Source organism: Methylobacter sp. (assembly GCF_023227905.1).
Taxonomy (GTDB): domain Bacteria; phylum Pseudomonadota; class Gammaproteobacteria; order Methylococcales; family Methylomonadaceae; genus Methylobacter_A.
On the sequence record NZ_JALOCF010000084.1, the window covers coordinates 1 to 12373 of the forward strand.

Annotated in this window: 14 protein-coding genes; all 14 read right to left on the minus strand. The window is 46.8% G+C overall.

Annotation, left to right across the window (positions count from 1 at the left end; translation table 11 throughout):
- Positions 1 to 170 precede the first annotated feature (170 nt).
- The gene (locus M0R47_RS20460) at positions 171 to 794 is read right to left on the minus strand and encodes a hypothetical protein (RefSeq protein ID WP_292558208.1); all 624 of its coding nucleotides are present in this window, start codon (positions 792 to 794) and stop codon (positions 171 to 173) included.
- Between the two features lie 817 nt (positions 795 to 1611).
- Positions 1612 to 1845 (minus strand): type II toxin-antitoxin system HicB family antitoxin, encoded by a 234-nt coding sequence (locus tag M0R47_RS20465; protein WP_292558209.1) that lies wholly within the window; start codon positions 1843 to 1845, stop codon positions 1612 to 1614.
- A 380-nt stretch (positions 1846 to 2225) separates the two neighbouring features.
- Positions 2226 to 2765, minus strand: a complete 540-nt coding sequence (locus tag M0R47_RS20470; protein ID WP_292558210.1) for a hypothetical protein — start codon at positions 2763 to 2765, stop codon at positions 2226 to 2228.
- 98 nt (positions 2766 to 2863) lie between these two features.
- Positions 2864 to 3481, minus strand: a complete 618-nt coding sequence (locus M0R47_RS20475) for a hypothetical protein (RefSeq protein WP_292558211.1) — start codon at positions 3479 to 3481, stop codon at positions 2864 to 2866.
- A gap of 79 nt (positions 3482 to 3560) precedes the next feature.
- The gene (locus M0R47_RS20480; protein WP_292558212.1) at positions 3561 to 4199 is read right to left on the minus strand and encodes a competence protein CoiA family protein; all 639 of its coding nucleotides are present in this window, start codon (positions 4197 to 4199) and stop codon (positions 3561 to 3563) included.
- 91 nt (positions 4200 to 4290) lie between these two features.
- The gene (gene ltrA / locus M0R47_RS20485) at positions 4291 to 5634 is read right to left on the minus strand and encodes a group II intron reverse transcriptase/maturase (protein WP_292558213.1); all 1344 of its coding nucleotides are present in this window, start codon (positions 5632 to 5634) and stop codon (positions 4291 to 4293) included.
- 470 nt (positions 5635 to 6104) lie between these two features.
- Positions 6105 to 6977, minus strand: coding sequence for a GIY-YIG nuclease family protein (locus M0R47_RS20490; protein WP_292558214.1), 873 nt, complete (start codon positions 6975 to 6977; stop codon positions 6105 to 6107).
- Positions 6978 to 7344: 367 nt separating this feature from the next.
- Positions 7345 to 7623, minus strand: a complete 279-nt coding sequence (locus tag M0R47_RS20495; protein ID WP_292558215.1) for a hypothetical protein — start codon at positions 7621 to 7623, stop codon at positions 7345 to 7347.
- Position 7624: 1 nt separating this feature from the next.
- Complete coding sequence (locus M0R47_RS20500; RefSeq protein ID WP_292558216.1) at positions 7625 to 8074, minus strand: DUF6527 family protein; 450 nt, start codon at positions 8072 to 8074, stop codon at positions 7625 to 7627.
- 12 nt (positions 8075 to 8086) lie between these two features.
- The gene (locus M0R47_RS20505) at positions 8087 to 9277 is read right to left on the minus strand and encodes a ThiF family adenylyltransferase (protein ID WP_292558217.1); all 1191 of its coding nucleotides are present in this window, start codon (positions 9275 to 9277) and stop codon (positions 8087 to 8089) included.
- Positions 9252 to 9518: a multiubiquitin domain-containing protein gene (locus tag M0R47_RS20510; RefSeq protein WP_292558218.1), complete on the minus strand. Its 267-nt coding sequence runs from the start codon at positions 9516 to 9518 to the stop codon at positions 9252 to 9254. The genes M0R47_RS20505 and M0R47_RS20510 overlap by 26 nt, the downstream gene beginning before the upstream one ends.
- 272 nt (positions 9519 to 9790) lie before the next feature.
- Positions 9791 to 10339, minus strand: a complete 549-nt coding sequence (locus tag M0R47_RS20515; RefSeq protein ID WP_292558219.1) for an ImmA/IrrE family metallo-endopeptidase — start codon at positions 10337 to 10339, stop codon at positions 9791 to 9793.
- Positions 10339 to 10704: a helix-turn-helix transcriptional regulator gene (locus M0R47_RS20520; RefSeq protein ID WP_292558220.1), complete on the minus strand. Its 366-nt coding sequence runs from the start codon at positions 10702 to 10704 to the stop codon at positions 10339 to 10341. Before M0R47_RS20520 ends, M0R47_RS20515 begins: the two co-directional genes overlap by 1 nt.
- 198 nt (positions 10705 to 10902) lie before the next feature.
- Positions 10903 to 12373, minus strand: a 1471-nt coding sequence (locus M0R47_RS20525; RefSeq protein ID WP_292558221.1) for a hypothetical protein, incomplete at its 5' end; no start/stop codon positions are given.

Below are 12373 nucleotides of genomic sequence, written 5' to 3' on the forward strand. Positions count from 1 at the left end.
AAAAGAGGAAATTGACTGACCTGCGCCGAAAAATGGCTGGAGTTAGGCTCAGTGAGTTGGCAGAATCATGAAAAAAAGCGAGTTTTCTTTCAGGCACTACTTATCTCAAATCAACCAAGACCAGTCATATTTTGAAAAAAATTTCACGCCCAAATTCACCCATAGCCCTGTTAAGCATAGCGGCGCTCGCTGGAGCTCTTGACATGACATGGTTGGCATACCGCCCGAAGCTCTGCGGTTTTATGAGCAGCCAAGATATATTGAACTGCTGGGTTAGAATCCGGCAATGAAAATTGCTCCTCGCTCCACCAATTAAACCGAGCAAACGCTTCTTCAAGTAGCTTTTCATCAAGAAGAGAAATTGCCTGCGTAGCTATTTCATCAAACTCAGGAGCGACATGATCTACGTGCTCTGAATGCGCACCACATTTCTCGCACACAGGATGAAGAGCCTTGTATTTGGCGATGATTGGCTTAATTGCATAGCGGAGCGCCATCTTTATCCAATCGTATTCGTCGCGAGGTCTGATGCACTGGTTCCATGAAACCTTATGCCAGCCATGCTCAGGGAAAAAACCCTCAAAATCATAAGCTGCGCCCGGTCGGAACAGCATGCGGAAGCGTGTGGGTTTTATGCCTCTTTTTGAGCAGTAATAATGTTTTTCTGCGATCAACCCAGTAATAAGGGGAGATTCGAACTCTTCCCTAAAAGCAAACCGTTTGAGTTCGTCGCGAATGGCCTGGGTAAGCTGAGTTTTTGTCAGCCCCGAAAAGTATGGTTTGCCTCGACTCATGTCATGCCTAACAAATGATTATATAGTTTCCGCATATCATCTCTAATTACCTCACTCTAGGCAACGTGCTCTGGATTTTTCTCGGAATTCTAACTGTATCTCTGCAAAAGAGCTTCCAACTTTTTCTACTTCCGGCGCTCATTTTACCAGTCATGTCGACGGCAGTTATTTTTAAAGACAGTAATATACTGGCCATTCTTGACGCTTTTTACTGGTAAATTCTCCATGCTTTTTGACATAGAAGATAGCAGTTGATAGCTATCCCTCTGGCTATACGTTAGAATTAAGCATGGAATACCACAATCAACATATTTTTGACTGTGCTCACTGCGCCGGCACAGGGACATGTACAAAAGGGAAAAATGAAACCTCTTGTGTTGCGTGCATAAAAAGAAACGATTTGACCCAAGGATTGTTTTCGAAAATTTTTTCGAAAACTCAGGATCATACAGGGCTGTCCTGTGGAACATGTGGGGGACTTGGGAAAACAGACACTCTTACTCATCGGATGAATAACCGCACAGCACCTCTTTTGGCAATTTCGATTATAGCTTTTTGCTTCACATTAATTTTTTTCGCTCTATTCAAAAACGAGCATCTATCTGAAATACTGACGTTTTGCGGGACCTTAATAGGATCGGTAGTCGGATATTACTTCAGCGGTAAAAATACAAGCAGAAACTTTAATTGAAACATGTTGGGTTGCAAGTCAACATTGCTGCACAAGCAATGCTTTTATTCGGCTTTATTTAACATAAAGTCCGTTAGACGAAGTTAGAGAAGCGGTAGGTATAGCTTCCGGGCCGCCTAAAACACATTAATCCTTGCTCGGCTTTGCCTCGATGACTGGCTGGCCGGGTTTGGGCAAGGATGGCAACGGCACGGGCCGGTTGTCGTCGGTATAGAATTCCAGCGCCGTTGCCAAGGCATCGGCGGCCATTGCTAAAGCTTCCTCGTAAGTGTCGCCCTGGGTCAAGGCTTCCGGCACATCGGGAAAGCTGACAAAAAAGCCGCCCTCGTCTACTGGCTCAATATTCACGGGATAACGCATTTTTACACCTCCTACAGTCAGATTTAGCTATGCTGGCTGGGAAACGGCTTTCACTATGTGCCACTATTGGACGCTGAGTTTTCCAGTCATAAAAATTTACATGGGTAAGACTATCAACATGACAGTGGTTGGCTGCTGGAAAATTTAAACGCCGTTGTCCATCTAAGGGCTTCCATTGGCATCAAGGAAAAGCCAACTCCCTTCTTCCACATCTATGCCATCTCAGTATGCAATTGCGTCCGACTCACTCGCAAAGACTATTAGGGTTTTATCGTTCGCCGCAAAAAAAGCGAAGATCATGTGGACTCTAACGTCGAGCTTTGCGGAAAATTTGGAGCGCAACGGAAAATTTGTCCGACAATAGCGCCTTGTTATGAGTGTTAAAACACTTGCGGCCATTCATTTTGTAACTGACCGTTCCGATATTGTTCAAATTGGAACGTCCTCGCTCCAGCATTAAGTTCGATATAATACCCAAGCTTATAATTACAAACATGCTCAGGGTGTACTTGGCCATCTGCAGACCAAACACCGTCATAGCTGGCTTTAGTGAGCGCTCTAAGCCTTTTTCTGTCGTTATCTTTTTCTTTTTGTGAGCGGTTTGATTTTTTCATTTCAATGGCAATCAAGTTATCTTCTTCAACTGTTGCCCCTCGACTATGAAGAATCAGATCACAATTTATAGTGACAACTTCAAAGTGCTCGTCAAGTATTGTCTTAATCCGTCCATTTTGCTTGCGGTTATATTCTGGATCTACAAAATAGTCTTCTAATCCAAACCTAGAGAGATTGCGACTAATCACTATTGATAGCCGACCGCATAAATTTCTCTCGCTAACGGCGGCAAGGATGTTGTCTGCCTCTGTTATTAGAAATTCATCGAACGATAAATTCATTAATTCTTCTAATTTCTTATGCATTCTCAGGTCAACTCGATTTTCTCATAACGTGGGGCTAAGGGGCTGCGCCGCTTTTGCGCAGTCTCGCTCGCTTGATTGATGGGTTAGGTTAGGTTATATCATGACAAGAGGCTCTGCATGTCATTTATGTAAGCAGCGTAGTTTTTCCAAGCAAGAAGGCTTAATATCTGCTTTGCTCGGCTCTGATTAGGATGGTTCGCTAAAGAATACTGCGCCCCTTGCTCGGCCTCGAGCGTGGCAAACAAATCGGTAACGGGTTTCTTGAAATTGCCTTCCTCATAGTGAAGAGCTTGATTGCGAGCCTGCCAGATGATTTCTTTTAAGGAAGCAGTGCCGATCTTTCGACCTTCAGGCGCTGCCGCTAGGCTTCCGTGAACAATTGAAATGCCTTGCTTGGCAATCTGCAGAATAGAGCCCGCGATAGCTTGCATGGCCTGTTGGCGTGTGCCGATGCTTGCTTGAAGGGTGGCTAGTTGTCGTTGTTGTGCCTCTGCTTGTTCTGCCGCCGTGGCCATGCGACCGAAGGCAGCCATCACATAGGCATCAGAGAAATCGTCGTTTAGATCGCTGGACTCAAAGTCCCACTTGTGAACACGGAACTGAGCTTCAACGGCTTTCAATTGCCCAGCCAATTCCTCCAGTTTGTTCTCCTCTTCCATCACGAGTCGGATGAGATTCTTTGCGGCGAACTCAGTATCGACGATGTATTGGTGCATGACGGTACTTGTGCAACCTAACGTAAAGGTGAGGGGGCGCGAGCGGCTTCGCCGCGAAGCGTCCCTCTCGACCGGCAAGTTAGGTGTGATATTTGCCGCCAAAGTATTCAACGAAGTTTTGTTTTGGGTAAGCCTTAACTTGACCATTTTTTGTCGCTCCGTCGTAATTAATTAAGTGCCACACAACGTCTGTGCCAAAATCAAAATATACGTGTTTGGTAGCGTTAGCCCATTTCGCCAATAATTTACTTCGGCCAACCCATTTAATATTTCTTAACGTTAGATCGTTGGTGTGAGGCTGGTATACGCTCATATTAAAGTAGACTTTGTCGAATTCGTTCTTGACTCCGTCTACCACCCAAATCATTTGATCATAGAAATTCTCTCTAGCGGCGACTTCGTTGGGGTCAATTGAGTAACTTTGAAACTCGATAACACACCCTTTGGGTGAGTAAACATCAGCGATATGTTTCTCCTGGGTTTGCGCAGCCTTAAAGACCACTTCTTGGCACTCTAGGGGAAAGTAGTTTTTCCATTTTCGATGCCACTCGGACTCGTTTTCCCACCAAGGGTCGCAGATGTCTTTGCTTTTGTGCGCCCAGTGGTGAATTTTGAACTTGCCACACTTGGGCACGACCTCTCCGCCACAGCACTGGCAAACTCCACGTAGGCCTTTAGTGGCCTCGGTTTTTATATTCTCGACATATGCGTATCGCACATTAACACCTAATCGGGATAGGAAGAAGCCTCACGGCTCCTCCCTCCCACACCACCGGGCATACGGATCACGTACACGGCGGTTCGATGATTCATACCTGCCGCTCCGCCAAGGCGGGCAGCCCCATTTGTGCAAATGCCTTCGCTGGCAACGCCAGCGATAACGCCGGGGTTTTCGATAAGCGCCACGGGCCATGCGCACTTTTGCTGGTATTCCAAGCTTCTCGCACGGATACCCCGCGTTTGCGCAATTCCCGGTAGCCCGATTTTCCCCATTGTTTCCAGATGTAACAGCGTAACTTGCGTCGTATCCATTTGTCGATGTCTCGCAGAGGGCTCATCACTTCGGCGATGCCAAAGTAAGCTTTCCAACCAAGCAGGGCTTTTCTTAGTTCTGCGATAATCTGTTCCAAACGGCGGCCTCGGGTACGACGGGTCAGTTTGCGAATACGGTTTTTCAACTTTTCAATGGCTTGGTCGGCCACTTTTAGTTTGTTCCCGTTGCGACTGACCGTGAAGCCCAAAAACTTTCGGTTATAAGGGCGGTCCACTGCGCTTTTGAGCGGATTGACTGTGAGCTTCAGTCGCTCGCTCAACCAGCGCGTTACGCTTGCCATCACTCGTTCACCGGCGCGTTTGCTTTTGACGACGATATTACTGTCGTCGGCATAGCGGGCAAAACGGTGGCCGCGCCTTTGCAGTTCCCAGTCCAGTTCATTCAGTACGATATTGGCTAACAGCGGTGACAGCGGTCCGCCTTGTGGAACGCCCATGGTGCAGGGTTGGAGCGTTTCTCCCTCTTGCACACCTGTTTTCAGGTAGCGGTTGATCAGTCTTAACAGATCCGGATCGTAAGGCTGGCTTTTCAGCTTGGCCATGAGCCGATCATGATTGACCCGATCAAAGAATGCCTGCAAATCCAGGTCGACTACCCAGCGATAGCCTTGACGGATATCCGCCTGTAGCTTGCGTACCGCGTGGTGCGCTGAGCGATTCGGACGAAAACCAAAACTGTCCCGGTGAAATTGGGCTTCCCACTGTGGGCTTAACACTTGTGCGATAGCCTGTTGAATAAACCGGTCCAGCACGGTGGGGATTCCCAGTCCTCGACAACTGCCATCGGGTTTGGGAATTTCGACGCGTCTAACCGGTTGGGGACGGTAGCGCCCCGTTTCCAGTTGTTCGCGAATGTCCGGCCAGTGCTGTTTCAGGTACTGCGGCAATTCGTTGACGGTCATGCCGTCAATGCCCGGCGCGCCTTTGTTCCGGCGGACTTGCTTCAGCGCGCGTTGCAGGTTGGTGCGATCCAGCACCGCCTGCAAGCTCGCCTTGGGTGGGCTGGAGTCCAGCTTACTTTGCGCTCCAATCACGCTTTCATCCTGTGATTTGTTCACAGCCTGCTGGTGCAGGAGGTCTGATGCGATAGTCTGATTCATTGCAAATAAATTGTCCTCTTTCATCGTTCAGGCCTTCAGCGGTTGCCATCCGCCTACTATGCCGTCTGCTGACTTCTCCAAATTGATTGGCGATTATTACTAATCGTCTAGCTTCATCTTCCCAAAGCCGTTCGGAGACCTCCCGGGGTAAGACACGTTACTTTCACTGCGCGAACGCCGAATTTACAAAAATGCATCCCAATCGTAGATGGAGGGCTTCGCGGTCACGTGCCCGCTCGCCCCGGATGCATCACGCCTCATATCCGGTTTTTGTTCATCGCCCCGCAGTTTTGGGTTCGGCTTCTTCCAGACCCTGCCTCACGGCAACGCCCTTGCCGTTTCCCTAGCCTTCGGCTCTACGAAAACCTGGCTGCCGGACTTCCACCGACATAGTAACGCGCCATGCCCGGCACACACGTGGAATTGAGGAGCGCGCCGCCGATAGGCGGAGCGTCCCCTCGAACGCAGGGTTAGAGCACGCCTTCTTCATAGCGAGAAAGTATATTGTTCCAAACTTCCGATTCATCAAGCAACGGTATCGGTGATGTGGCTGCTGAGGAGCGTTGCGGCAGCTTCTTGAGCAAGAGTTCACTCTGGCACGAGAAGTAGGAGAGGAGTTCACTCCAAGGGCTGTGGTCATCCGTAGAAGGAAGGCAAACTCTGAATTGAACTATGTCGCCTAAGCCTGTGACTGAGCAACTGTTGATGCCACACCAGCCACTGAAGTCCTCTATGTCAAAACTAAAGTAGCGCATGATGCTATTGGAGTTGATGTTTGATCTTGTCCCGTTCGGCATGCGGAGGCGAAAATAGACATTGTGATCGACTATGTCGTATTGATACTCGATGCGTGCCTGCTTTCGAAGCAGAATTATCAGAAGACGATTGATACGTGAAAACTGTTCTGCAGTTCGTGAAGCTCCCTGCGCCATAGCTCTCGCCTTGCGAAGTAAGGCCGCATGCTTGTTGCGGCGGCGAGGCGGAGGGGATACTGGTAAAGGGATTGGAATGCCCTTTTTGATTTGTGAAACGTCCGAGGCCGACGAGCAATAGAGATCAATATGCTTGAGGGCAATTTCGAGGGCGGCTACGGAAAACAGTTCAGTCCTTCCATCGCCCTCTTGGAATGAAACAGCATATTGTGACAGCAGGAAGTGAAGTGACTTCTCGAGTTTGAATATCACGTCTTGTGATGCAGAGAGGTGATACGAGGCGCCATAGTCAGCTTCGCCCCACCAGCGCCGAAGCGTTTGAATTCTGTTGTGGATATCGTCAGCTTTGCCGATTTTGACAACGCTGCGTTCCGGGAAAATCAAAAGGTATAAGTTCGTCGTGTCGGCCATGGTGGTGTGCTCTAACGTAATGTATACGACATCAAATGGTATACGACATCAAGTGTCCAATAATCCAATGCATTTGTCGTATAACTCCAGCTGGTTATGTTTAAGCAATTGATTTTATGCCTGACCATAAATTCAACGCCCCAGGTGTGGTTGATAAATACGACACTCAGCCGGAAATCAAAAAGAGACTATATCTTCCCTGATAACCAAACTCTAGGCAATAAACTCAGGAATGTTCTTTGGTTTCTACCAACCTCTCTTGTAATGGACTGCAATGCGACACAAACCAGTCAATCAAAGAGTTGCCCGGTAAGGCCGCTTCGGGTCGATAGCACCAGTTCATGACTCAAAATAGCCGATGCTAATGCTAACGCCATATTTTTTTACTATCTCTTCGATAAAACTTCACCGCCAAGCACCAAAAGCTGAAAAGTACACCCCATGCCGCTTTGTCATATCGATGGAGCAACTTCTCTTTAATGGCTTCAGTAAATGGAGCCATGTAACCAGATAACTGAAAATTGGCCAGGTAATAATCGCCGACAAGGTTGATGACAATAAAGCCAACCATCCCCAGCAGAATCGCTGCTTGCGTTCGGCCGGAATAAGCAATGACGATAAATATTTCGGTAAAAAAGTCTTTCATATTAGTGACTCCACCAATTTTTCAGCGCAGCCCATAAATCGGATAACCAAGAATTCAATGTGGCTTTATTTACATCATGCTCGGTCACAGTTGTTTTATGAGAGATAATTTGAGCTATATAGAGTTCTTTATCTTTCCGGTCACGTTCCTGTACCCGTTGAATTTGCAGCTTCGTCATTCCTCCCGCCCATTCGACCTTATTCCTAGTAATAAGGTAGTGAGATTGGCAGGGATAATTCCAGTTACCGATGGACGGTCTGATGGTTATTAACTTGCCTTCCCTTATTAGCTGCCAGTCTACTGGTGACAAGGGCGTTACTACTTCTTCGCCACATCCACAACAACACCTATGAACAATGGTTTTGTAGGTTTCGCTTATGTAGATAACGCCCTCATTCAATTCTTCAGGAATGAAATCGACGAATACCGGAGTAATCGTTGTTCGTTTCATGAAGACAACACTCTACCCTTGATCTTCCCGTACCATTGAAAGCATGGCGGCAGAGAAACTCACGTTATGAGCCAATTCATGATCTAAATAGAAGCCGAAATACTGCTTCCATTTGATCACGGCCAAAATAGCATTGATAGCATTCATATCAGCGACTTGGATGTTGCTCCGATAAAGGGCATCAGACTTATCATCTACGAACGGCAACCGAGCTGCGAGATGATCGTATTTTTCCGAAGTTCCCATCGTTACACGACAAAGCCCGAATAAGCTATTCGTTTCGTCATTCTTTTCCAAGCCCATCCCTACATCAATAAACGGAACCCCGTTATTTTGCAGATACTCGCAAATCAATTTGCGCGATGGCCCATCGTCTACAGAGACAAATACAAAGTCGAAACCGATCAAATCGTAAATATTGCTTCCGTCAATGTAGTAGGGATGACTAACAATACCCGTACGCATGAGCCCATACATTTCGGAAAAATAATCCACCTTTTTGAGTCGTCGTTGCAAAGTCTCGATCGACGTGGCTCCAGGGGACCTGAAAGCGTTATGCTGTTTGAAATCATCGCCATCGAAAAGGTGAATTTCCTTCACCGGTGTTTTCGCGACTTGATCCAAAATATAGCTTCCGGTCCCGCCAAGCCCAACAATACCGATGCGCGGCATTTCCAGTTTTTGTGAAATAGCCACAATACCAGCGCGAACGGATGCGGAATCCGGATAACGGAAAATGGAGTCCTCTTCCCGTGATTCGATCACTCGACCGGTACGCGCGTCGGCATTAGGAGCAATAACTCTGGCCTGAGCCACCAAAATATCGATGTAGTGCGTCATCTTCACGAAATAGTCGGCGGGGAAATCGGCTATCCCATCCGGTTTATTCGAGAAATAATGGTGGACTACAAACTGATCGAGCAACGTTTGAGGGTTCGAGTTATTGATAATCCAACTGAGTGGTTGTCCCAGGCTATTACATGGCGTATCGCCTTGAAACCATACCGTATGATCATCCGGTTTCGAATTCACGCCATTGCTTTCAAGATACCGACAAACTAAAACACCAAGTGCAATTTCCCGCGCCGGCGTAACGTAAGGGATCGAAGACACCAGCAAATGCTGGTGTCTAACTTCGACTTCGTACCCTTCGTCAATTAAGCGTTGAACAGACTCATTAAGAACGATTGGTTTTTGTGACATCGAATTTCATCCCGTTTTTCAAAGTTACTGATTGACCTGTTGCCAAGGTGCCGTCTGGCATGTGTAACCCGACATAGTGCACCGAGTACAAGAACTGGTTAGCACTAGGATCATCTGGAAAAGCGAGCGCTACGACCTGTTCATAGGTAATTGACTCTCCAGCGACCTCGCGTTGTCTAGCGTTAACGGTAATGTGAAAGGATGAGGGTTTGTGTTTTTCTTCTATCTCTTCTTTAGACATATCAAGATTTCCTAAATAAAATTGTTCACACGCTGGCTAAAAATAACCAACAGATAACTCAAAAATTGTTTGGGAACTTGACGTGAGCTAACTAGAAAAGACATAATTCAAGCTCCTACACCGAATTTAGTTTTTTCTAAGTTCACCCAAGGCAAGTTTCCGGACTTGCCTTGTTCTAATCTAGAATTTTCATTGTTTGCCTCCTGTTGAGTTGTTGTTTCAATATGTTGGATTAGTTCTTCTCAGAAAATCAAAGCAAGCGACAACTTAGTTTACCTTATCAACCCTTCTTTTCGAAAAATGCCCCATTGGTAGATAGCGGCTTCTACTGTTACACCAAATTTTAACGCGGCTTCAAAAGGTGAGGCACAGTCGTAAATATGTTCGACCGGTATTAAAAGCTCGCCAGCCAATGCTTTAGCTTGCCATTCGCTACTACGCCAGGGCTTAATCAATTCAACGGGGGCCATTCTTGCCATCCCTATATTCGAATGTAGTACGTAATGCCCTAGTTCGTGAGCTAACGTCATACGGTCTCTACCCTGATGCCGACAAGCTTGTTTGTAAACATCACTCCGTACTTGGATCAGATGCTCGTCGGGATACGTCATACCATGTGCATCCCCCATTTCATCTTCGTCCAATATTTCTAATATAAAATCCTCCATGTGTTTAGTTAAGGTCACATCCAAAAACTGAACGATTGGGAAAAACGGGGCATCCTGCCCAGTCATTTCCTTGTTAATTCGTCTAATGTTTTTTGCCACGTCACGGATTTGCACCCGTTGCATTGCTGGCACTTGATAAACAACACCCGACATCAATCCTCCCCAATATCTAACAGATCACGTAATTTCTGTTGTTTTTCTTCGTCCAACGAAGAAAACTTTCTAGCAAATCCAACGACTAACTCACGACTCCTGTCATTCAAACTTTGCATGTTTATTTTTACATCCCGCTGGGAAACCCAAGAGAGCGTTTGAAGCTTATCTGCCTCTGCGCCTGTAAGTTCGAAGTGCGAAATGACTTTCGCTAACAATTCCGCAGGTACGTTTTTTTTCCCTGTTTCAATTGCCGACCAAAATGCAATCGAAACACCTAATGCCTCAGCAACCTCCAATTGAGTTTCTCCGCGATCAACGCGGTATTTACGAACCGCTTTGCCAAATGGGGTTAATCTTTTCATATGTATTCTCCAAAACCTACCCGTATTAAACTGATTCGGGTAGAATGAATATACCATTTTACAAAAATAATTCAACCTTATTTGGTTTAATTTTTTATGCTCTCAATATTTATCCAGTTGCGGGGTATCCGCCTTGATAATAAATATCACTGACATATCATCTGTGCTCGCTTTCTAGATAACGATTAGAAAGAATGGTTATGCTACTGGCTCAAGTAGCTCGGTTACACTATCAAGTACGCGTGCCCATTCTCGCTCGATAAGCGCTTTCAGCTGCTCTTCAAGTTGATTCCTGGTTTCAGCGGCGAACCATCTTTGATTATGCTCAGCTACGCGAGTTTTATATCCAGGCCCTTGTCCCCATTCGGCCATACATCTTTGCCAGAATTCTGGATCATTTTTAAGGGCATCCCTAAATACAGCTTGCCCCATCAATTGGGCCTTACGAAGCAATTCCTCGTAAGAATCCGTTAAAACCCGTTGAGTTTGAGTAATAAGATCGACCGCTTCGGAATATCTTGGCGTGGCAGCCATAATTTTGCAGTGGCCGATGAATTCCTCTACAGCTTTTGCAAGAGCGAGAACCGCGATTCGTCTTGCCCCATAGCCAATTTGGTAAGAGTAGCTCAGGTTATTCCATTCTCCTTCCCGACTGACGGTTGCTCTGACTGTAGCGGCATAGGCAATCTGAATTTGTTCTAGTAGACTTTCCTGTATATGAGCGCGAACTGGGGGCACTTTTTTATTTTGAGCAGCCCACGTCAACAAGGTTTCGCCTGCATCGCGTTGCACGGCCCTGATACGCTCCTCTCCATGATTACTAAGGAGATTCCGCGCGCCGTTCGTTGCCTCCTGAATGCGAAGGCGGAACGCCTCTCGTGCATTATTCAAACGGTTAATCAAGAATTCCTGAGCTTGGTTTACGGAATCTTCATTGACATTGTAAAAACCCACGGCAATGTTTTGCAGAGCTATGGGCTGCAACGCTAATTCCACTTGCTCGGCTTTAAGTTCGTACCCCTCTTCAACACTTTCCACTGGTGTACTCGTAGCATCATCCTTCATCGCAAGAGCTTCGCCAGAACGTGGAAGCACCAGTAAAGCGGCATTGGTTTCCAGACTACGAACACCTGCGTCCTTAGCACGCTCGAATAAAAGCCTGGCTTCGGCTGCTGGAGCATTATTGAAAGTTGAACATAACACCGCAAGCGTGTGAGGATCATCGAAATGTATCTCTATATCCTCGCGGGCCGCTGTGCGATCAATGCCTTTGGTATCAATAATACGAATCGTCAAATCAGAAGTTTTAAACAGCTGATCTGGTACAACCACCTCAATACGCTTTGGAAGCGTAAACTCTGGATGACGACCATTGTTAATGGCTGCAAAAGTATCTCGTAACCAAGCTTTTGGGGCTTTACCAGAGGCACTGTCATACCAAATATCGCGGCGGTCACGACGATGTAGTTCCATTCTGCTGAGTACTTCAACGATAAACTCACGCGAAGACGGAAACTGTTCCGCCAGTGATTTGGCTGGATCAATAATCGTGCGCTTTCCATCTGGACCTCTCGGTCTCTGTACCGCAAGCCCTGCCATATTACGCAGCGCTCTCAATACTTCCTTCGAAATACCTTGTGATTCCGTTGCAGCCGATCCATCGTCTTCG